Here is a 22136-nt window from a genome sequence, read left to right as displayed (position 1 = left end):
GACAAAAGAGAGTAACTCCATGTCCACACAGAATATTGTTAACATTAACGAATCGAACCTGCAGCAGACCCTTGAACAGTCGATGACCACGCCGGTCCTGTTCTATTTTTGGTCTGAGCGCAGCCAGCACTGCCTGCAATTGACGCCGGTACTGGAGAGCCTTGCCGCCCAGTACAACGGCCAGTTTATTCTCGCCAAGCTCGACTGCGACGCCGAGCAGATGATCGCTTCTCAGTTTGGCCTGCGCGCCATCCCTACCGTTTATCTGTTCCAGAACGGTCAGCCAGTAGACGGATTCCAGGGCCCGCAGCCGGAAGAGGTTATCCGCGCGCTGCTGGAAAAAGTGTTGCCGAGCGAAGAAGAGCTGAAAGCGCGTCAGGCTATCGAGTTCATCGAAGCCGGTAATCACGCGGATGCACTGCCGCTGCTGAAAGAAGCCTGGCAGATCTCCAACCAGAGCAGCGAAATTGGCCTGCTGCTGGCGGAAACGCAAATCGCCCTCAATCGTTCTGACGATGCCGAAGCGGTGCTGAAAACCATTCCGTTGCAGGATCAGGACACCCGCTATCAGGGACTGGTGGCGCAGATAGAACTGCTGAAGCAGGCGGCGGATACGCCGGAAATCCAACAACTGCAGCAGCAAGTCGCCAGCAATCCGCAGGATGCGGCGCTGGCAACTCAACTAGCCATCCAGTTACATCAGGTCGGACGTAACGAGGAATCACTGGAACTGCTGTTCAGCCACCTGAAGAAAGATCTCACTGCTGCCGACGGTCAGGCACGTAAGACCTTCCAGGAGATCCTTGCCGCACTCGGAACCGGCGATGCGCTGGCCTCAAAATACCGCCGCCAACTGTACGCACTGTTGTACTAATCCGTTTGATTTTGCCCGATAGCGCTTGCGCTTATCGGGCATACAAATTCTACCAATACCGATCCCTACGGCATCACATCACGTCTTCTTCAAATTCGTTACGACTAATTGGTGGCGCGAATTATAGAACTTCCGATAGGTCAGGTAGCAGGCAATAATGGTCGACAGGCTGGCGGTAGAAAGCAGCATAAACGTCACCATAATCTGATACTTAATCGCTTTTACTGGATCAATACCCGCGAAGATCAACCCGGACATCATCCCCGGTAAACTCACCAGCCCTACCGTTTTTGCAGAGTCGATCGTTGGGATCAGCGAGGCGCGAATGCTGTCGCGAATCAGCGGCGCGGAGGCCACTTTCGGCGTCGCACCGAGGCTGAGTTTTTCCTGAATTTGCTGTTGTTCGCTGTTAAACCGCTGCCCCAGATTGTTGTAACACAGTCCCACTGCCACCATCGCATTGCCTGCAATCATGCCGGAGATCGGGATGACCTGCATCGGCGTGAACTCGATAGAGCCAGACAAAACCAGCACCGCCAGCGTTAATCCCGCCCCCACCGTGATAGCGATAAACGACGAGAGGAAAGCTTTATCAATATATTTACTGCGCTTTTGCGCGTTATAAGCCGCGTTAAAGCAGATAAACAGCACCATCAGTAAGGTCAGAATACTGTGGTTAACGCCAAAAATATATTTCAGCACATAGCCGACGATAATCAGTTGAACCACTGCCCGGCAAACGCTCCAGAGAATATCTTTCTCCAGCGCCAGTTTTTCTTTGTGGCTAATCAGGATCGCCACCACCACCAGCATCATCGCTAATGCCAGGGACTCATTGGTAATATTATGCTCGTTCATTGCGTGCTTCCTGCATTTCTCCGGCGTGCGGTTGAAGGGTTATGACATTATCCGCATGCGTAATTTCATCTTTGTCGTGCGTCACCCACAGCACCGCAATATTCTTATCGCGAACATAGTGGTGAATTAATTCGTTCACATTACGTTTATTAGACTCATCCAGCGCGCTGGTGATTTCATCAAGCAGCAGAATTTTGGGCAGAAACTGCAAATTACGAATTAGCGAGATGCGCTGCTTCTCGCCACCGGACAGCTCATTTATGCTTTTTCTGAGGATCGTCTCGGGGAGATCAAAACGGGCCAGATCGCTCAGAAACGCATCCGGCTCCGGACGTTTGTTACGGATTTGCCAGGGGAAAATGAGGTTGTCGTAAACGGTGTCACCAAACAAAGCAGGCGTTTGCGCACAATAGGAGACCTGCTGGCGATACGTTTCCGGCTTGAGGGTATTGATCTCCTTGCCTTCAAAGAGAATTTCACCGGCAGTCGGACTCATTAATGACGCCACAATCTTGAGTAACGTACTTTTCCCACAGCCGGACTGGCCGGTAATCAACTTAAATTCTCCGGCGCGGAGATCAAAACAGATGTTATTGAGAACCTGCGTCTCACCTGCCTGCCATGCGACATTTTTTAACTGAAGCAAAATACTGCTTTCTTCCATTACCCATTCCTTTTTTACATCTTTCGTGCAGACAGTCTATCCCTGTAATTTATTATAAGGGAGCCCACCTTGATAAATCGGGTATAATTTGATTAATGAGGCAGTAAAGGACAGCACAACAGGAGGTTTCATCAATGCTCATTTTTATTCCTATTCTTATTTTTGTCGCGCTGGTGATCGTCGGCGCTGGCGTCAAAATCGTCCCGCAGGGATATCAGTGGACGGTAGAGCGTTTTGGCCGTTACACCAAAACCCTGCAACCGGGTTTAAGCCTTGTTGTGCCGTTCATGGACCGCATTGGTCGTAAGATCAACATGATGGAACAGGTGCTTGATATCCCTTCTCAGGAAGTCATCTCCAAAGATAACGCCAACGTCGCAATTGATGCCGTGTGCTTTATTCAGGTGATCGACGCGCCGAAAGCGGCCTATGAAGTCAGCAACCTGGAACTGGCGATTATCAACCTGACCATGACCAACATTCGTACCGTTCTCGGTTCGATGGAACTCGATGAAATGCTTTCCCAACGCGACAACATCAACACGCGCCTGCTGCATATTGTTGATGAAGCCACGAATCCCTGGGGCATCAAAATCACCCGTATCGAGATCCGCGACGTGCGTCCTCCGGCAGAACTTATCGACGCGATGAACGCGCAGATGAAAGCCGAACGTACCAAGCGTGCCTACATTCTTGAGGCCGAGGGGATCCGTCAGGCAGAAATCGTCAAGGCCGAAGGTGAGAAACAGTCGAAGATCCTTAAAGCGGAAGGTGAACGCCAGTCCGCGTTTTTACAGGCTGAAGCGCGTGAACGTTCAGCAGAAGCCGAAGCTCGCGCAACGCAGATGGTGTCTGAGGCCATTGCCGCTGGGGATATTCAGGCAGTGAACTACTTCGTGGCGCAGAAATACACTGAAGCGCTGCAGCATATCGGCTCGTCGAATAACAGCAAAGTGGTGATGATGCCGCTGGATGCCAGCAGCCTGATGGGCTCTATTGCCGGGATCGCCGAACTGGTTAAGGACAGCGCCAGCGAGCGGAAAAAATCATGATAGCGATGATTCTGGTGCATCCGCACATCTTCTGGCTCAGCCTCGGCGGTTTGCTACTCGCCGCCGAGATGCTGGGCGGTAACGGCTATCTGCTGTGGAGCGGCGTAGCGGCGGTAATTACCGGTCTGGTCGTCTGGCTCGCTCCGCTAGACTGGGCGTGGCAGGGGGCGATGTTCGCCGTCCTCACCCTGCTGGCGGCGTGGCTGTGGTGGAAATGGCTGGCAAGGCGCGTTCAGGAGCAGAAACCCGCCGACAGCCATCTTAACCAGCGCGGACAGCAGCTGGTTGGCCGACGATTTATTCTGGAAACCGCCCTGGTCAATGGTCGCGGACACATGCGCGTCGGCGACAGTTCCTGGCCCGTTAGCGCCAGCGACGATTTGAGCGCCGATACGCAGGTTGAAGTCATTGCCGTTGAAGGGATAACCCTGATTATTAAAGCGGTATCACATTAAAAAGACAGGAAATAAGACTATGGTCAGGAAGACACCCCTTGCCTTTGCCCTTTGCACATTACTGACCGCCGCCCCGCAGGCATTCGCCTCTTTCGATATGGAAGACTGCAAATGGAGCGACGACAGCTGCCTGCTGAAAGGCACGCCGACCTTCAACCCTGAAAACGACAGTCGCGACAACCTGCTGCGGCTGCTGAGCCAGGAAAAATCATTTGCTCTGCCGGTGCAATCAATGCCAGCGGATATCACCCGCTCCCGGGATTTCTATTTTGCCTATCACCCGCAATGGGATGAGGCAACCTCGCAGCCAGCCGCTGCTCCGGCATCCGCCGCAGACAGCCCACTCTCCCGACAGATGGCCGAACTGAACATTAGCGCAGACGAAATAAACGTCAACGACGCTGAGCTTGAGAACCGTCATGTTTCGAATAACACCGAGAGCGTCAGCGCATTTTTTGCCGCACTGCTGGCCGACTCGACGTTAACGGCGGAACAGCGCCAGGCCTTAGCCCAGGCGCGTACAGGGCTGCTATCCGGGGCAACCCGCGAGCAAATTGAGTCTTCACTTGCCACCCTCCCGGCTGATTCACCGGCTCAGTCCTATAAAAATTATCTGGCCGCAGCTGCCAGTTTCTATGCCGGTGATTATGCCAGCGCCGAACGGGATTTCACTCAGCTTGCCAAAAGTGAGCGCCCGTGGCTGGCAGAGACCGCGCAATACATGCTGATGCGTGCGGCCTTGAACAAGAGCAGCCAGAACAGCGTAGGCGAGTACGGCGATTTTGATATTGCAAAAATTAACCGCGAGGACGCGACTCAGGCTCAGACGCAGGCACAAGCCTACCTGCAACGCTTCCCGCAAGGCCTGTATGCCGACTCCGCGCGCGGTATGCTGCGTCGCATCAACTGGTATTTACAGGCGTGGCCGCAGCTGGCCGGGTTGTATGAGCAGACGCTCCAGCAGTCGGCTGACGCTCGGCAACTGCGAGAAATAGTCATCGAATACGATAATGTCTACGGTATGGCGTTCTACGAACAGTCCGTGGTGGAAGCATTCCCCGATGCGCCGCTTGTCAGCTATATCGAACTGCTGCGCGCGCTGCGTCTGGATAACAACAGTAAACCCACGCTGACCCAGGCGCAGCTCGATGCCAGCAAACCGGTGTTTGAGCAGAGCCAAAAATTGCCGCTATGGCGCGATCTGCAACTGAATCTGTGGCTGGCGACGGAGAACTACGCGGCGATTATTCAGGCAGTTACGCCAGCGCAGAAACTCGCCATTCACGATACCCTCGCCTTCAGCGAACAAGTGCTGTACGGCGAAGCGCTGATGGGCCAGAAGAACTGGAGCGCGGCGCGTGATTTCTGGCTGCAGTTGCTAAAACTCAGCCAGGACAACGAACAGCAGCAGTATGTACAGGCTAAGCTCGCCGCAACGCTGGTTTATAGCGGCGACGTAGCGGCGGTATTTGCCCCAGAAAGCGCAGTAACCAACCTGCGTTTTCGCTCGCAGATACTGAAAACAAAGGCCTCGCCTGAACTGCTGCACCAGCAGGCCGTCCATGGACCTAACAATGAAGAGCGTACCATCGCCCTGCATACGCTGCTGGTACGCGATCTTACCGAAAACCGCTTTGGCGACTGGTTGAATGACAGAAAACTGGCCAGCGCCATTACTCCGCCGGTTATTGGCGACGCGTTTGATGACGTTAATCTGAGTATTTTCGACTGGAACGGCGACGCTGCCGAGCGCGGTTACACCTGTCGCAGCCTCAATGAAACGGTAACGGTATTGAGCAAAAAAGCGGATGATGCCCACGCGCTGAACTGCTTAGGCGAATTCTTCCGCACCACGCAAACCCACGTCGATTTGTGGAAAAACAGTGCTGGCAACGACGTTCTTGAATCAGCAATATCGCGCAAGGAGCCGTTCGGTCAGTTCGACAGGCAACGCTACTATCAGCAGGTGATCACTTCGCCGAAAGCAGAGGTTGAAGACAAGAGCTTCGCGCTGTATCGCGCCATCATGTGCTATGCGCCGTCAGGCTCTAACGAGTGCGGCGGTGAGGAAGTGGATAAACTGCAGCGTAAAGGCTGGTTCACCCAACTGAAAACGCAGTATCCGGGAAGTCCGTGGGCGCAAAAACTCAAATACTACTGGTAACCGCGCTGCTGACAGGCCAGCCGCAGGCGGCGGATATCGTCGCCGCCCGTGAGCATCCGGCCTTCTGGCTGTGGTCCGGCGTGAAGGCCAGTGACGAACTGAAAGACGCGCAAACGGTCTATCTGCATCAGGGTGAGGTGCTGGTTCGTTCGGGTAACGTGGTTTTCCAGCGTCTCGGGCTGCCGGTCAGCCGCCTGTCTTTTCCCTCGATCTGGCTGACCGTGCGCTTTACCACGCTCGACGTACCGGAGGCGATCCCGGCTCGCATCATAAGATTGATGCAACGCTGGCAGGCCGCCGGGAATCATGTAGTCGGCCTGCAGGTTGATTTTGACGCGGCGACCCATCAGCTTGCCGATTACGCCCACTTTCTGCAGCAATTACGCCAACAGTTACCGGCCGAGTTTGCACTTGGCGTGACTGGACTGCTGGATTGGGCAAAAACGGGCGACGTCGCCACGCTGAATGCGCTGGCGGTCGATGAACTGGTGGTCCAGAGCTATCAGGGCCGTCATACGGTAACGAATTATCAGGCGTATCTGCCCGCACTCAGTCGTCTGCGCATTCCGTTTAAGCTGGGGCTGGTGCAAAACGGTAGCCGGGACCCGCAGGCTGAAGCGCAGCTTGAGAAATCCCCGTGGTACCGCGGGACGGTGGTATTTATGCTTAATCCCCCTCGCCGTTAAGCCTTCGCTTTATGGTGGCAGCAGCCGGAGAGGTTATCAATGATCGGGCATTCGGCGCTGTCATCGCCAGGGCAACTCTCCGCCAGTGCCAGCAAATGCAAGCGCATGGCCTGCAGCTCGCTGATATGCCGCTCAATGTCCGCGACCTTTTCTAAGGTACGCTTTTTCACATCTGCGCTATGACGCGCCGGATCGTTAAACAGATTCACCAGTTCGCCGCACTCTTCGAGATTAAAACCCACCTGGCGTGCCTGGCGCAGCAGCGTAAGTTCATTCAGATGCTGTTGGTTGTATGTGCGATAGCCATTTTCGCTACGCAGCGGCGGCGTCACTAAGCCTTTTTCTTCATAAAAGCGTATCGCTTTGCTGGTCAAACCGGTTCTTTTCGCAACATCGCTAATATTCACATTTCCCCCGCGGATCTTGTTGGTACTGAGCCCATTATAACCCAGATTGTCCTAATGATTTACCCGTGAACCCTGCACATTCCCCACCCTCACCACGATGCACAAATCCTTTTAATTCACATTGTTATATCCGATTTAGATCACATTTATGCATTTAATGACTGCACGAAATTGACTCAAATCAAAAGATATATTGGTTCTACATCTTTCATCTTGAACAAAGGGAAACAATTTTATATATAAACGCGAATGATAATGATGATCATTTACATTCAATAAAGGTTCTCTTATGTTGCCACGGAATAACCAAAGGCCATTTATTCTTTCAGCCCTGACATTATGCATGTCCGGCGCCGCTTTTGCCGCTACCTCTCCAACACACGCTTCTACGTCCGACGAAGACACGGTTATCGTCACGGCTAACCGCACAGAAAGTAGCCTTTGGGATAGCCCTGCAACCATCCAGGTTATCGATCGCCAGACGCTGCAAAACTCCACCAGCGTTTCTATTGCTGATGATTTACAAGATATTCCCGGCGTCGAAGTCACCGATAACGCCCTCGCAGGGCGGAAACAAATTCGTATCCGTGGCGAAGCGTCTTCGCGGGTGCTAATTTTGATCGACGGCCAGGTCGTCAGTTACCAACGTGCCGGACAAAACTACGGAGCCGGTTTGCTGATTGACGAATCCGCGCTGGAACGGATTGAAGTGGTCAAAGGCCCTTATTCTGTCCTCTACGGTTCGCAGGCGATTGGCGGCGTCGTAAACTTTATTACCAAAAAAGGCGGTGATAAGCCTCTCGGCGGCAGCGTTAAGGCTGTTTATAACTCCGCAACGGCAGGATGGGAAGAGTCGGCAGCGGCCTGGGGTAGCATCGGAAACTTTGACTACCGCATCAATGGCAGCTATTCCGACCAGGGGGACCGCGATACGCCTGACGGAAGATTGCCCAACACCAACTTCCGTAATAACGGCCAGGGCGTATGGCTGGGTTACAACTTCGATCGCCACAAAATTGGGCTCTCCCTCGATCGTTACAAACTGTCTACTCAAACCTGGTTTGACGATCCAGAGGGCCAGTTCGACGACTTTAGCGTCAAAATACCTAAGCTGGAACGCGAGAAAATCGGTCTTTTCTACGACTACGCGGCCGATGGGGATTACCTGAAGAACATCCATGTTGATGCATACAGCCAGACAATAGAGCGCAAATTTGAAAACCGGGTCAAAACGACCCAGGTGATCCCCAGCCCGATGATTAAAGCGCTGACGGTCAGCAATCAGACCAATACCAACGACAAACAGTATACCCAAGGGGTAACGCTACAGAGCAACTTCTCCCTGCCTGCTAACAACGAGCTGGTGATTGGCACTCAATATCAGCATGACAAAATAAAACAGGACACGGACGGCAGTACGCGCCAGACCGCAGCTACCGGCTTCTTCGATACGCAAACACGTACCCTGTCATACAACGAAGCGGAGCAAAGCAACACCTCATTGTTCGCGCAAAACGACTGGCGCTTTGCCGATGACTGGACGTGGACCGTAGGCGCACGCCAGTACTGGCTGTCTTCGAAGCTCAAGCGCAACGATACGCAAACCCTGCAAAGCAGCGGCAGCACCTGGCAATCCACCGGAGGAAATTCCGTTCACGATGATGAACTGGTGACCTCAACCAGCCTACGCTATTCCGGTTTTAAAGATCTTGAACTCCGGGCTGCATATGCCCAGGGCTATGTCTTCCCCACGCTGACTCAGCTGTTTATGCAGACGTCCGCAGGCGGCAGCGTAACCTACGGCAATCCAAACCTGAAGGCGGAACACTCGAATAACTATGAGCTGGGTGCACGGTATAAAGGGAATATGTGGCTGATTGACGGCGCCATTTATTACTCCGAAGCCAAAGACTATATCGCCAGCCTGGCCTGTTCAGGTCAACCCGTATGCAGCGGTAATACCACCTCTTCACGGGGCGGCTATTACTACTACGACAACATCGATCGGGCCAAAACCTGGGGCATGGAACTCACCGCAGAATACAACGGCTGGGCAGTTTCACCTTACCTGAGCGGTAATCTCATTCGCCGTCAGTACGAAGGCAATACCCTTAAAACCTGGGATACCGGCGAACCCACTCTGACCGGGCGCGTCGGCCTGAAACATACCTGGTTGATGAACGCCGCTAACCTGACGTCCGATGTCTTTATCCGCGCGGCGTCCAGCGCCAAAGATAATACCGGCACCACGGAAATCAACTACCCAGGCTGGGCCACGCTTAACCTTGCATTCAACACCGAGTTCGGTCCGCAGGATCAGTATCAGGTCAACCTCGCGCTCAACAACCTGACCGACAAGCGTTACAGAACCGCGCATGAATCTATTCCAGACGCTGGTTTCAATGCCGCCGTTGGCTTTGCGTGGAATTTCTGACGATGAAAAAACTCTTGATTGGCTTACTGAGCCTCGCCTGCGTTTTCAGTGCCCAGTCCGCCGACCGCCTGGTGGTGGCGGGCGGCTCTCTTAGCGAACTGATATACGCCATGGGCATCGGCAACCGGGTGGTCGGCGTTGATGAAACCACCTCGTATCCACCCGAAACTGCCGCACTCCCGCATATCGGCTACTGGAAGCAGTTAAGCAGCGAGGGCATTTTATCGCTGCATCCGGACAGCTTTATCACCTGGCAGGATGCTGGTCCTCAAATCGTGTTGGATCAGTTGCGGGCGCAAAAAGTTAACGTCGTGACGTTGCCGCGCGTACCGGCCACCGTCGAACAGATGTACGCCAACATTCGGGAACTGGCTCAAACCCTGCGCATTCCCGAACAAGGTGAGACGTTGATCGATCGCATACGTCAACGTCTGGATCGCGTTCAGCACAACGTGGCAGCGAAAAACGCGCCGGTCAAAGCCATGTTCATTCTCTCCGCTGGCGGCAGCGCGCCACAGGTCGCCGGAAAAGGCAGCGTTGCCGATGCCATTATGACCCTCGCAGGCGCACAAAATGTCGCCACCCATGCGCAGTATAAAAGCTACAGCGCGGAATCGCTGATCGCCGCCAACCCAGAGGTGATCGTGGTGACGTCGCAAATGGTGGATGGCGGTCTGGCTCGTCTGAGCGCGATTGCCGGGATTACCCACACTGCGGCCTGGAAAAACCAGCGCATTGTGGCGATTGACCAGGCGCTGATTCTGGGTATGGGGCCGCGCGTCGCCGATGCGGTTGAAGCCATGCACCAGCAATTCTGGCCTCACTAACTGGATTTATAAAGAACAATGAAAACTGAACACTCGCTGGATCTCACTGCGCATTTTGCGCTCGAGGGAAGTCAGCCATTTAAGGATCGCCGCGCCACGATGCCCTGGCGTGGGGCGATCCCGGTTGCCAAAGAGCTATTGTCACAAACCTGGCAGGAGGTCATCAGCCAGCCAACCCCACCGCGGAAACGGTTGGTGTACTTGCATATCCCTTTCTGCGCAACACATTGTACTTTCTGCGGTTTTTATCAAAACCGCTTTGAAGAGGATCACTGCGCCCGCTACACCAACGCGCTATTACGCGAAATAGAGATGGAAGCCGATAGCGCATTGCATCAGTCGGCCCCGATTCACGCCGTCTATTTTGGCGGCGGTACACCGTCTGCGCTGTCGGCACGGGATCTGGCCAGAATCATCACCGCACTACGTGACAAGCTACCGCTGGCGCCGGACTGCGAAATCACCATTGAGGGGCGGGTACTCAATTTTGACGATGCGCGAATAGATGCCTGCCTTGACGCTGGCGCCAATCGATTTTCGATCGGCATTCAGTCATTTAACAGCCGGATCCGCAAGAAAATGGCGCGCACTTCGGACGGCCCGACCGCGATGGCCTTTATGCAGGGGTTGGTAAAACGGGATCGAGCCGCCGTGGTCTGCGATCTGCTGTTTGGTCTGCCAGGACAGGACGCAAAGGTGTGGAGCGAGGATCTGGCGATTGCCCGCGACATCGGCCTCGACGGCGTAGATCTTTATGCTCTGAACCTGCTCCCTAATACACCGCTTGGCAAAGCGGTTGAAACCGGGCGCACAACGGTTCCCTCTCCTGCCGAACGTCGCGACCTCTATCTTCAGGGCTGCGATTTTATGGACAGCGCGGGCTGGCGCTGCATCAGCAACAGCCACTGGGCGCGCACCACACGGGAACGCAATCTGTACAACCTGCTGATTAAACAGGGCGCAGACTGCCTGGCATTCGGCTCTGGCGCAGGAGGGTCAGTCAATGGCTATTCCTGGATGGTCGAGCGCAATCTGACCACATGGCATGAATCCATCGCCGCCGGAAAAAAACCGCTCATGATGATGATGCGCACCGCCGAGCGTGGTTTCCAGTGGCGACACACCCTCCAGGCCGGTATTGAAACGGCCCGCGTCCCGCTGGATGAACTGACACCTCATGCACAAAAACTGACCCCGCTACTGACCCAGTGGCATCACGCAGGACTGACGCGAGATGCCAGCACCTGTGTACGCCTGACCAATGAAGGGCGTTTTTGGGCGAGCAATATTTTGCAGTCTCTTGATGAACTGATTCAGGCACTTAACGCGCCGCGCATTGCGGTAGAGCAACCATAAAAGGAGTGAAGTATGAGCCATGTCTCTTTACAGGATTTTTTGAAAACTGAGCCGGACGGTACGCTGGAAGCTATCGCAGCCCAGTACAACACCACGCTGCTGGAGGTGGTGAAAAACCTCCCCTCCCCGACGCTGGTTTCCGGCGATCAATTTGATACCGTCTGGGAAACCGTCAGCGAATGGGGCAAAGTCACCACCCTGGTCCATACTGCTGATGTCATACTGGAATTCACGGGTGAATTACCTTCAGGATTCCACCGCCACGGTTACTTCAACCTGCGCGGCAAAAAAGGCATGACCGGTCATATCAAGGCAGAAAACTGCACACATATCGCCCTGATTGAACGCAAATTTATGGGCATGGACACCGCGTCCATTCTCTTCTTTAACCAGGCGGGTAGCGCTATGTTCAAAATTTTCCTCGGTCGGGATGAGCATCGTCAGCTACTGGCCGACCAGGTCAGCGCCTTTCACGCGCTGTCTTCATCCTTAAAGGAACATGCCTGATGGCTCCATGGCTCATTTTTGGTGCAGGTGGTAGCGGCGTCGGCGCGAAAACACTGGCACTCGCACTGGCGGAACAACGTCCGGTGATTGCCGTCGTTCGCAACGCGCAGGTCGCTGCCGGGTTGCAGGAAAAAGGTGTGCAGGTCTTCATTGGCGACGCCTGCGACAGCCAGGTCACCGCCTGTGCCTGTCGCGCAGCGGGTCAACATGCCACGGTGATCTCCTCCATGGGCGGTGCCCAGGATTATCTGGCGCACAGAACCGTCATTGATGAAGCAGAAAAAGCGGAGATCAAACGCATGATTCTGGTGACTTCGCTTGGCTGTGGCGACAGTTGGCCCTTTTTGTCCCCACGCGCCAGGGCCGCATTTGGTCAGGCGGTACGCGAAAAATCGTTGGCTGAAAGCTGGCTACAAACCAGTCAACTGGACTACGCCATTCTCCGCCCCGGCGGTTTGCTGAACGGTGCAGCCACAGGTCAGGCGCAACGGATACAGGCCGAGGAGTGCCATGGTTTTGTGATGCGTGCAGATGTTGCAAGGCACATTCACGAACTGGCTACAGCCCCGTCACTCAATAACCAGATTTACAGTTTGGTTGAGCCAGGACTGAAACCCGCGTAAACCCCTCGCGGCGCGGGAACTTCGCGCCGCAAAGACGTTATGGAGCGTTGCGTGCTTAAGGACTCGCTTTCTTCCGTCAGCATTCTGACGGGTCTTTCTCTGTTGTTGGTCGCTCTGATGCTCTTCGGAGCCAGCCAGGGGGCGCTGAACATTAGCTTCAGCGCGCTGTTCAACGACGAATACCGTGACATCTGGTTGAACATCCGTTTGCCCCGTGTGTTGCTGGCCGTTCTGGTAGGCGCAGCGCTGGCAACGGCAGGGGTTATCATGCAGGGGCTTTTTCGCAATCCGATGGCCGATCCTGGCCTGCTTGGTGTCAGTAGCGGCTCCGCGCTGATGGTCGGTATCGCGATAGTTATCCCCTTTTCGTTTCCCGTGGTGCTGGTGCTGTATGAGCAGATGATTTTTGCCGTCGCGGGCAGCATGGTGGTCTGCACGATTATTTTCCTGATAAGCCAGCGTCATAGCCACGGCGGAATGATGCAACTGCTGTTAGCCGGTATCGCTATCAATGCTTTGTGCGGTTCGGCTATTGGCGTACTGAGCTATGTGGGCGATGAGCAACAGCTACGTCAACTTACGCTGTGGATGATGGGCAATCTCGGCCAGGCCCAGTGGCCAACGCTGCTGGTTGCCAGTACCTTTGTTCTTCCAGCCATTGCTGTCACCGTCTGTATGGCGGGCACGCTTAATTTGCTGCAATTGGGTGATGAAGAGGCGCATTACCTCGGCGTGAACGTCAAACGTAAGCGCCAGCAGTTACTGTTGCTCAGCTCGCTACTGGTTGGTGCTGCCGTTTCCGTCAGCGGCGTAATTGGTTTTATTGGCCTGGTGATCCCACATCTGATCAGAATGACTACTGGCGCCGATCATCGCTGGTTGATTCCCTGCTCGACGCTGGCGGGCGCCTGTCTACTCCTGATTGCCGATACGCTGGCCCGCACTCTGGTGCAGCCTGCCGAAATGCCCGTTGGTCTGTTAACCAGCCTGATCGGAGGACCGTATTTTCTGTGGTTAATACTGCGTAGCCGGAGGGTGTCATGATCGTTGCTGAAAATCTGGTTTACCACATTCAGGGCAGACGATTGACCGACGATGTTTCCCTGATGCTACCTGAAGGAGAGATTATCGCGATTCTTGGCCCGAATGGCGCCGGGAAATCAACGCTGCTCCGCCAGCTCACGGGTTATCTGCAACCTCACAGTGGGCGCTGTAGCTTATTCGGCAAGCCGCTGAACGAATGGTCAATCACCGAGCTGGCAAAAACCCGTGCCGTGATGCGCCAGAACAGTCATATGGCCTTCCCGTTTAGCGTGCAGGAAGTCATTCGCATGGGCAGGCATCCGTATCGCACGCGCAATACGGGCGATGAAACGGAACACATCATGACGTTGTGCGACTGCCAGGCGCTGGCCGCGCGCGATTACCGGCATCTGTCGGGAGGAGAACAACAGCGAGTACAGCTGGCACGTCTGCTGGTTCAGCTTTGGGAGCCCGTGCCTCGGCCCAAATGGTTATTTCTCGATGAACCTACCTCCGCCCTGGATATTCACCACCAGCAGCACCTTTTTCGTCTGCTGCGTCGCCTGGTGCGTGAACGGCAGTTTAGCGTCTGCTGCGTCCTGCACGATCTCAACCTCGCAGCGCGTTATGCCGACCGCGTGGTATTGATGGAACGCGGCAGGATTGTTGATAACGGGTATCCGCAGGATGTCCTGAAGCAACGGGCGCTGAACGCGCTGTACGGTGCCGATCTCACGGTCATAAATGAACCGGAGCATCGAACGCCGCTTATCGTTCTCAATCAATAACAGACCGGGAACGCTCTGAGGTGACGTTCCCGTTTTTTTCCCCCTTCGCCCCTTTTTTCATCTTTTCTAAAAACACCCTTGACCTTCCCCTTGCTGGAAGGTTTAACCTTTATCACAGTCAGTTAAACCTGCAATGAAGGAGTTGGTTATGTCTCAAACAATCGATCTAACCCTGGACGGTTTGTCCTGTGGTCACTGCGTAAAACGCGTTAAAGAAAGTCTGGAACAACGTCCGGATGTTGAGCAAGCGGATGTTACCGTGACAGAGGCCCATGTTACCGGGAGCGCCAGCGCAGAAGCGCTGATTGAAACCATCAAACAAGCCGGTTACGGCGCGGAGTTAAGCCACCCAAAGGCTAAACCGCTGACGGAGTCATCAATCCCGTCGGAAGCACTGGCAGCGGTCCCTTCCGAGCTTCCGGCAGCTACGGCTGATGATGACAGCCAACAGTTGCTGTTAAACGGCATGAGCTGCGCCAGTTGTGTGACCCGTGTACAAAATGCATTGCAAAGCGTACCGGGTGTCACCCAGGCACGGGTAAACCTGGCGGAACGCACTGCGCTGGTAATGGGCAGTGCCTCCGCCGCAGATTTAGTGCAGGCGGTGGAAAAAGCAGGCTACGGCGCAGAAGCCATTGAAGATGATGCTAAGCGCCGCGAGCGTCAGCAAGAAACCGCCGTGGCAACCATGAAACGTTTTCGCTGGCAGGCAGCCGTCGCGCTGCTGCTGGGTATCCCTGTCATGGTATGGGGAATGATTGGCGACAACATGATGGTGAGTGATGACAACCGCAGCCTGTGGCTGGCGATTGGTCTGGCAACGCTTGCGGTGATGGTTTTCGCGGGCGGTCACTTTTACCGCAATGCGTGGAAAAGCCTGATGAACGGCACCGCGACTATGGATACGTTGGTCGCGCTGGGTACAGGGGTGGCCTGGCTCTATTCCATGAGCGTCAACCTCTGGCCGCAATGGTTCCCGATGGAAGCGCGACACCTCTATTATGAAGCCAGCGCCATGATTATTGGTCTGATTAACCTCGGACACATGCTGGAAGCGCGGGCTCGCCAGCGCTCGTCCAAAGCGCTGGAAAAACTGCTTGATCTGACGCCACCGACCGCACGCGTCGTTACTGACGAAGGTGAAAAGAACGTGCCGCTGGCAGACGTTCAGGCGGGAATGTTACTGCGCCTGACCACCGGCGACCGCGTGCCGGTCGATGGCGAAATCACCCAGGGCGAAGCCTGGCTGGATGAAGCTATGCTCACCGGTGAGCCGATTCCTCAGCAAAAAGGTGAAGGCGATAGCGTCCACGCCGGTACGGTCGTACAGGACGGCAGCGTGCTGTTCCGCGCCAGCGCCGTTGGCAGTCACACCACGCTGTCACGCATTATTCGTATGGTGCGTCAAGCGCAAAGCAGCAAACCGGAAATTGGCAAACTGGCCGACCGTATCTCCTCGGTGTTCGTTCCGGTCGTGGTCGCCATTGCGCTGGTCAGTGCGGCTATCTGGTATTTCTTTGGACCAGCACCGCAGATTGTCTATACGCTGGTCATTGCCACCACCGTTCTGATTATCGCCTGCCCTTGTGCGCTGGGTCTGGCAACGCCGATGTCGATTATTTCCGGCGTGGGGCGTGCCGCTGAGTTTGGGGTACTGGTACGCGATGCCGATGCGCTGCAGCGCGCCAGCACGCTCGATACTCTCGTCTTTGATAAGACCGGGACGCTGACTGAAGGCAAACCGCAGGTTGTCGCCATCAAAACGTTTGGCAACACCGATGAAGCGCGGGCAATTCGTCTGGCTGCAGCCCTTGAACAGGGTTCCAGCCACCCGCTGGCCAGGGCGATTCTGGACAAAGCAGGCGATGTCTCGCTGCCGCAGGTCAACGGTTTCCGTACGCTGCGCGGGTTAGGCGTCAGCGGCGAGACCGAAGGTCATACGTTGCTGCTGGGAAATCAGGCACTGCTCAATGAACAGCAGGTAGATACCACTGAAATGGAGTCTGAAATCACCGCTCAGGCCTCCCAGGGTTCAACTCCGGTCCTGTTGGCGATTGATGGTAAAGCAGCGGCGCTGTTAGCGGTGCGAGATCCACTGCGTAGCGACAGCGTGGCAGCGCTCCAGCGCCTGCACCGCGCCGGGTATCGTTTGGTGATGCTGACCGGCGACAACCCAACGACCGCCAACGCCATTGCCAAAGAGGCGGGTATTGACGAGGTGATTGCGGGTGTTCTGCCGGACGGTAAGGCCGAGGCGATCAAGCGTCTGCAGAGCCAGGGGCGTCAGGTCGCCATGGTCGGTGACGGTATCAACGATGCGCCTGCGCTGGCTCAGGCCGATGTAGGGATCGCCATGGGTGGCGGCAGCGATGTGGCGATTGAAACAGCCGCGATTACGCTGATGCGTCATAGCCTGATGGGCGTTGCGGATGCGCTGTCTATCTCCCGGGCAACGCTACGCAATATGAAGCAGAACCTGCTCGGCGCGTTTATCTACAACAGCATCGGCATCCCGGTTGCCGCTGGGATTCTGTGGCCGTTCACCGGCACGCTGCTCAACCCGGTAGTAGCCGGGGCGGCGATGGCGCTTTCTTCCATCACCGTGGTGAGCAACGCGAACCGACTGCTGCGCTTCAAACCTAAAGAGTAACCCTTTGCCGGATGGCGCTATCAACTGCGCCATCCGGCAATTCACACATTGCGACTTTTCCGGCCACGCGCTAGCATGGTTCTCCACTTAGGGAGGTCGTATGGATTTGTTATACCGGGTAAAAGCATTATGGTCTGCACTGCGCGGCAACCACTATACCTGGCCTGCCATCGACATCTCTTTGCCCGGCAACCGCCATTTTCATCTGATTGGCAGCATTCACATGGGCAGCCGCGATATGGCGCCTCTGCCTGCCAAATTACTCAAAAAGCTCAAGCATGCCGATGCGCTGATTGTCGAAGCGGATGTTTCCGGTGACGACGCGCCGTTTGCCAACCTTCCGACCTTTGCCGCACTCGAAGAACGTCTCAGCCCGGAGCAGTTAGAAAACCTGCGTAAAGTCACCAACGAACTGGGCATTTCCCCATCCCTGTTATCTACTCAGCCGTTGTGGCAAATCGCCATGGTATTACAGGCAACGCAGGCACAGCAGCTAGGGCTGCGAGCGGAATACGGGATTGATTATCAACTGTTGAATGCGGCTAAACAGGCGCATAAACCGATAATCGAACTGGAAGGCGCATCCAGTCAAATCGAGCTGTTATGTCAGTTGCCTGATAACGGACTGGCCCTGTTGGACGATACTCTGACGCATTGGCATACCAATGCCAGACTGCTCCAGCAGATGATGGGCTGGTGGCTTGAAACGCCGCCGCACAATAGCGAACTGACGCTTCCCAATACCTTTAGCCAGTCGTTGTATGACGTATTGATGCATCAACGCAACACAGCCTGGCGCGATCGGCTCAGAGCGATGCCTGCTGGTCACTACGTCGTGGCCGTTGGCGCACTGCATTTATACGGAGAAGGAAATTTGCCGGAGATGTTACGGTAAAAAAAATGGCCAATATCTCTATTGGCCCGTCAAAGAGGAATTTCATCATTATTATGATCCCGGCGCTTAAAGCGTCGGTGTAGTTCGATTGTCGCTCAAAGTCATCATCCTGCCAATACTATTGCGCAAGATGGTACTATTTTTTAGACAGACATCAGGCGTATGCTTGAGTCGTATTTTGTCTGGGCCAGGAAAATTGCTATGACACCCGCCGTTAAATTACTCGAAAAAAACAAAATTTCTTTCCAGATCCACACCTACGATCACGATCCGTCCGAGACGAACTTTGGTGATGAAGTGGTGCGAAAGTTAGGTCTGAACGCGGACCAGGTTTACAAAACGCTGCTGGTTGCCGTGAATGGCGACATGAAGCATCTGGCGGTCGCCGTCACACCGGTAGCAGGTCAACTGGATCTCAAAAAGGTTGCCAAAGCATTGGGTGCCAAAAAGGTCGATATGGCCGATCCCATGGTCGCGCAACGCACTACCGGCTATCTGGTAGGCGGTATTAGCCCGCTGGGGCAGAAAAAAAGATTGCCGACGCTTATCGATGCGCCTGCCCAAACGTTTGACACCATTTATGTTTCCGGCGGCAAACGCGGGCTGGATATCGAACTGGCAGCGAGCGATCTGGCGAAAATTCTGGATGCGAAATTCGCCGATATCGCCCGCCGGGATTAAGCGGTTATAGAATGAATGCCTGATGGCGCGCAGCTTTAAGGCCTACAAATCGCACTGACCTGTAGGCCGGATAAGGTGCCAGCACCGCCATCCGGCACTCCGCCCTGTTACTGCCAGCTCACCTCACCCTTCGGCTCATACGCACTGGCATCCAGCGGTGAGTTCTTCTGCACGTACTCTTTCAGCACTTCCGCATCAATAAACCCGGTATTCACATAGCCTGGTTTGTTATCAATGCGCGGATAGCCATCACCGCCGGTGGCGTTGAAGCTCAGCGTTGCCATACGATAGGTTTTGGCTGGGTCAACAGGTTCGCCTTTGATTTTCAAATCGTTAAGTTTGCCGTCTTTCGCTACAAAGCTGACGTTGGCAAACTGCGGGTAGGCTCCGGAGTCCGGCTTCATTTGCGCCACCGCGGTCAGATAATCAATCACTTCTTTCCCGCTCATATCGGCATACACCACGATGTTGCCAAACGGCTGTACCTTCAGCACGCTCTTATAGGTGATATCGCCACCTTCGATGGAGTCACGGATACCGCCGCCGCTCATCACGCCAAAATCAGCGCTGGTTCGCGCCATTTGCGCAGCCAGCAGCAAGTGCCCCATATTGGTTTGCACGAAACGGACTTTGCTACGGTCGCCTTCGAGGCGCGCATTGACGCTACCGATTTTCACGTCGAGCTGCGCTTTACCTTTATTCTGGAACGGCGTCAGCATCGAAAGCATTTGCTGATTTTCAACAATCTCCGGGGTGTAGAGTACGCGCTCACTTTTACCGTTGTCCCAGGTCACTTTTTTCTTCAGATTAACGGGAATGAGCTGGTAGTTAACCATTTTCATTTCGCCGTTACGGAACTCAAAGTCCGCCCGGCCCACGTATTTGCCCCACTCGTGTGCCTGTACAATCCAGATCCCATTTTGCTTATCTGGCGCACACGGCGTACCCGGTACGTAATCAACCTGCTTCTTATTTTCCGCAGCCATACACACCGGATCCTGCGAGTGGCCACCGACAATCATCGCCAGCGAACCTGCTGGCAGGCTGCGCGCCATTTCGACATCGCCAGGGGCGTTCGAGCCGTGGTTGCCGTTGTCATAATGTCCCATATGGGTGGTCGCGATAATGATGTCTGGCTTTTCACCCATATTCAGTTCCTGAATAACCAGTTTGGCTTCATCAGCAGGTTTACGGAATTCGATATCGGTAAAGAACTCGGGGTTGCCAATTTTCGCCGTATCGTCAGTGGTTAAACCAAGTACGGCAATTTTTAAATCCTGGCGCTTAAAGATGGCCCACGGTTTAAATAAACGCTCGCCGGAGCTTTTCTGATAAATGTTGGCCGAGAGAAACGGAAATTTGGACCATTTTTCCTGCTGGCGCAATACGCTAAGCGGATTATCAAACTCGTGGTTTCCGACCGCCATCGCGTCATAGCCAATCAGGTTCATACCGCGGAAATCAGGTTCCGCATCCTGCAGATCGGACTCCGGTACGCCGGTATTAATATCACCACCAGAAAGCAACAGTACGCTGCCCCCTTCCTCAGCCACCTCTTTACGAATACCGTCCACCAGCGTTTTTTGCGCCGCCAGTCCGTATTCCCCATATTCGCTACGCCAGAAGTGACCGTGATGATCGTTGGTATGCAGAATGGTAATTTTGTAGGTTTTATCTTTTTCGTACGCCTGAGCTGGCTGACCTGCCAGCGTAAATGCGGCTAATAACGCCAGCGCCACGCCCCGTTTTAAAAACTTCATATTTCTCTCCCTGAGCCAAAATCAACGACTGAAATTACAATGATATGAAATAATAGTCGAAAATGTTTTCAGAAATGAGACTTCCTTCAAACACCTTCCGCAGGTATGTTAGTCAGGTAATAATAACAAATTAGATTACCCTCATAATCGCAACCCAAACAGAAGTGACTTTCTATGGCAATAAGTGAACCAACCCAGCCTGTGGCTGGCGCGTCAGCGTCGGTTGCTAAAGCACGCACCTCATTTGGCATTTTAGGAGCGATCAGCCTCTCCCATTTGCTAAACGATATGATTCAGTCGCTGATCCTGGCGATTTATCCGCTATTGCAGTCAGAGTTCTCGCTGACGTTTATGCAGATCGGGATGATCACTCTAACCTTCCAGCTAGCTTCTTCGCTGCTGCAACCGGTGGTGGGTTACTGGACGGACAAATACCCGATGCCGTGGTCGCTGCCCATAGGAATGTGCTTCACGCTGAGCGGGCTTGTTTTGCTGGCCATGGCCGGCAGCTTCCATATGGTGCTGCTCGCCGCGGCGCTGGTTGGCACCGGCTCTTCGGTATTTCACCCGGAATCGTCCCGTGTGGCGCGTATGGCCTCCGGCGGTCGCCACGGCCTTGCCCAATCGATTTTCCAGGTTGGCGGCAACTTCGGCAGCTCACTGGGACCGTTGCTGGCGGCTGTCATCATTGCGCCATATGGTAAGGGTAATGTGGCCTGGTTTGTTCTGGCTGCGCTATTAGCGATTGTCGTCCTGGCACAAATCAGCCGTTGGTATGCCGCGCAGCATCGGATGAGTAAAGGAAAGCCGAAGGTCGCTATCGTTAATCCGTTGCCGCGTAATAAAGTGGTGCTGGCTGTAAGCATCCTGCTGGTACTGATTTTCTCCAAATACTTCTATATGGCGAGCATCAGCAGCTATTACACCTTTTATCTGATGCAAAAATTCGGATTATCGGTACAAAACGCCCAGTTTCACCTATTTGCCTTCCTGTTTGCCGTCGCGGCCGGGACGGTGATTGGCGGACCATTAGGCGATAAAATTGGCAGAAAATATGTTATTTGGGGGTCTATCCTCGGCGTTGCGCCATTTACCCTCGTTTTACCCTACGCAACGCTGGAATGGACCGGGATTTTAACCGTGATCATTGGTTTTATCCTCGCATCGGCGTTTTCTGCCATTCTGGTTTACGCACAGGAGCTGCTTCCTGGGCGTATCGGCATGGTTTCTGGGTTATTTTTCGGTTTTGCCTTCGGCATGGGTGGCTTGGGAGCCGCGGTGTTAGGGCTGATTGCCGACCATACCAGTATCGATTTGGTCTACAAAATATGTGCTTTCCTGCCACTTCTGGGGATACTGACCATATTCTTACCTGATAACCGACATAAAGCCTGATTTTCTGACGGCCAAAGGTAAACTTTGGTCGTCATCA

The 22136-nt window shown here is 54.3% G+C and carries 20 protein-coding genes; 16 read left to right on the top strand and 4 right to left on the bottom strand.

Annotated elements, in window-relative coordinates; genetic code table 11:
* The first annotated feature begins 19 nt into the window (after nucleotides 1-19).
* Nucleotides 20-874 (top strand): co-chaperone YbbN, encoded by an 855-nt coding sequence (locus tag E6P06_RS09820; RefSeq protein WP_003847508.1) that lies wholly within the window; start codon nucleotides 20-22, stop codon nucleotides 872-874.
* Nucleotides 875-952: 78 nt separating this feature from the next.
* Here E6P06_RS09820 and fetB read toward each other — a convergent pair whose 3' ends face one another.
* Together fetB and fetA are read right to left on the bottom strand one after the other, a co-directional pair.
* The gene (fetB, locus tag E6P06_RS09815) at nucleotides 953-1732 is read right to left on the bottom strand and encodes an iron export ABC transporter permease subunit FetB (protein ID WP_060855558.1); all 780 of its coding nucleotides are present in this window, start codon (nucleotides 1730-1732) and stop codon (nucleotides 953-955) included.
* Complete coding sequence (gene fetA / locus E6P06_RS09810; RefSeq protein WP_139935169.1) at nucleotides 1719-2396, bottom strand: iron ABC transporter ATP-binding protein FetA; 678 nt, start codon at nucleotides 2394-2396, stop codon at nucleotides 1719-1721. Before fetA ends, fetB begins: the two co-directional genes overlap by 14 nt.
* 134 nt (nucleotides 2397-2530) lie before the next feature.
* Between fetA and E6P06_RS09805 the strand changes: the two genes are divergently transcribed.
* Genes E6P06_RS09805 through E6P06_RS09790 form a run of 4 tightly spaced genes read left to right on the top strand, consistent with a single transcriptional unit; the run spans nucleotide 2531 to nucleotide 6753 of the window.
* Complete coding sequence (locus tag E6P06_RS09805) at nucleotides 2531-3448, top strand: SPFH domain-containing protein (RefSeq protein WP_003021835.1); 918 nt, start codon at nucleotides 2531-2533, stop codon at nucleotides 3446-3448.
* Nucleotides 3445-3903, top strand: coding sequence for an NfeD family protein (locus tag E6P06_RS09800; protein ID WP_119174003.1), 459 nt, complete (start codon nucleotides 3445-3447; stop codon nucleotides 3901-3903). The genes E6P06_RS09805 and E6P06_RS09800 overlap by 4 nt, the downstream gene beginning before the upstream one ends.
* Nucleotides 3904-3922: 19 nt before the next feature.
* Nucleotides 3923-6067: a hypothetical protein gene (locus tag E6P06_RS09795; RefSeq protein ID WP_139935168.1), complete on the top strand. Its 2145-nt coding sequence runs from the start codon at nucleotides 3923-3925 to the stop codon at nucleotides 6065-6067.
* Nucleotides 6037-6753 (top strand): DUF3142 domain-containing protein, encoded by a 717-nt coding sequence (locus tag E6P06_RS09790; RefSeq protein ID WP_106107983.1) that lies wholly within the window; start codon nucleotides 6037-6039, stop codon nucleotides 6751-6753. Before E6P06_RS09795 ends, E6P06_RS09790 begins: the two co-directional genes overlap by 31 nt.
* On the opposite strand, the gene cueR is transcribed toward E6P06_RS09790, so the two are convergent.
* Nucleotides 6750-7160, bottom strand: coding sequence for a Cu(I)-responsive transcriptional regulator (gene cueR, locus E6P06_RS09785; RefSeq protein ID WP_003021822.1), 411 nt, complete (start codon nucleotides 7158-7160; stop codon nucleotides 6750-6752). The genes E6P06_RS09790 and cueR overlap by 4 nt on opposite strands.
* A 289-nt stretch (nucleotides 7161-7449) precedes the next feature.
* On the opposite strand from cueR, the gene E6P06_RS09780 reads away from it, so the two are divergent.
* The 10 genes from E6P06_RS09780 (at nucleotide 7450) to ybaK (ending at nucleotide 18944) form a co-directional block, all read left to right on the top strand.
* A complete protein-coding gene (locus E6P06_RS09780) occupies nucleotides 7450-9594 on the top strand; it encodes a TonB-dependent siderophore receptor (protein ID WP_003021819.1) in 2145 nt (714 codons plus the stop codon).
* Between the two features lie 2 nt (nucleotides 9595-9596).
* Nucleotides 9597-10421 (top strand): hemin ABC transporter substrate-binding protein, encoded by an 825-nt coding sequence (locus tag E6P06_RS09775; protein ID WP_044699395.1) that lies wholly within the window; start codon nucleotides 9597-9599, stop codon nucleotides 10419-10421.
* An 18-nt stretch (nucleotides 10422-10439) separates the two neighbouring features.
* Nucleotides 10440-11777, top strand: a complete 1338-nt coding sequence (hutW, locus tag E6P06_RS09770) for a heme anaerobic degradation radical SAM methyltransferase ChuW/HutW (protein WP_003835810.1) — start codon at nucleotides 10440-10442, stop codon at nucleotides 11775-11777.
* 12 nt (nucleotides 11778-11789) lie between these two features.
* The gene (gene hutX, locus E6P06_RS09765) at nucleotides 11790-12284 is read left to right on the top strand and encodes a heme utilization cystosolic carrier protein HutX (RefSeq protein WP_003021812.1); all 495 of its coding nucleotides are present in this window, start codon (nucleotides 11790-11792) and stop codon (nucleotides 12282-12284) included.
* On the top strand, nucleotides 12284-12907 hold the full coding sequence (chuY, locus tag E6P06_RS09760; protein ID WP_003021809.1) for an anaerobilin reductase: 624 nt from the start codon (nucleotides 12284-12286) through the stop codon (nucleotides 12905-12907). The genes hutX and chuY overlap by 1 nt, the downstream gene beginning before the upstream one ends.
* Nucleotides 12908-12958: 51 nt before the next feature.
* The gene (locus E6P06_RS09755; RefSeq protein ID WP_003021806.1) at nucleotides 12959-13951 is read left to right on the top strand and encodes an iron ABC transporter permease; all 993 of its coding nucleotides are present in this window, start codon (nucleotides 12959-12961) and stop codon (nucleotides 13949-13951) included.
* Complete coding sequence (locus tag E6P06_RS09750) at nucleotides 13948-14718, top strand: heme ABC transporter ATP-binding protein (RefSeq protein ID WP_139935167.1); 771 nt, start codon at nucleotides 13948-13950, stop codon at nucleotides 14716-14718. The genes E6P06_RS09755 and E6P06_RS09750 overlap by 4 nt, the downstream gene beginning before the upstream one ends.
* 148 nt (nucleotides 14719-14866) lie before the next feature.
* Nucleotides 14867-17368: a copper-exporting P-type ATPase CopA gene (gene copA, locus E6P06_RS09745; RefSeq protein WP_096878258.1), complete on the top strand. Its 2502-nt coding sequence runs from the start codon at nucleotides 14867-14869 to the stop codon at nucleotides 17366-17368.
* 100 nt (nucleotides 17369-17468) lie between these two features.
* Nucleotides 17469-18263 (top strand): TraB/GumN family protein, encoded by a 795-nt coding sequence (locus tag E6P06_RS09740; protein ID WP_003847525.1) that lies wholly within the window; start codon nucleotides 17469-17471, stop codon nucleotides 18261-18263.
* Nucleotides 18264-18464: 201 nt separating this feature from the next.
* The gene (ybaK, locus tag E6P06_RS09735) at nucleotides 18465-18944 is read left to right on the top strand and encodes a Cys-tRNA(Pro)/Cys-tRNA(Cys) deacylase YbaK (RefSeq protein ID WP_003021794.1); all 480 of its coding nucleotides are present in this window, start codon (nucleotides 18465-18467) and stop codon (nucleotides 18942-18944) included.
* Nucleotides 18945-19051: 107 nt separating this feature from the next.
* Here ybaK and ushA read toward each other — a convergent pair whose 3' ends face one another.
* Nucleotides 19052-20704, bottom strand: coding sequence for a bifunctional UDP-sugar hydrolase/5'-nucleotidase UshA (ushA, locus tag E6P06_RS09730; RefSeq protein ID WP_139935166.1), 1653 nt, complete (start codon nucleotides 20702-20704; stop codon nucleotides 19052-19054).
* Nucleotides 20705-20878: 174 nt separating this feature from the next.
* Between ushA and fsr the strand changes: the two genes are divergently transcribed.
* Nucleotides 20879-22099, top strand: a complete 1221-nt coding sequence (gene fsr, locus E6P06_RS09725; RefSeq protein WP_003021788.1) for a fosmidomycin MFS transporter — start codon at nucleotides 20879-20881, stop codon at nucleotides 22097-22099.
* Nucleotides 22100-22136: the final 37 nt, after the last annotated feature.

The organism is Citrobacter sp. CF971 (genome assembly GCF_006385635.1).
Lineage (GTDB): Bacteria > Pseudomonadota > Gammaproteobacteria > Enterobacterales > Enterobacteriaceae > Citrobacter > Citrobacter freundii.
Note: the sequence above shows the minus strand (reverse complement) of the source record. Positions and strands in the feature narration are given on the sequence as shown.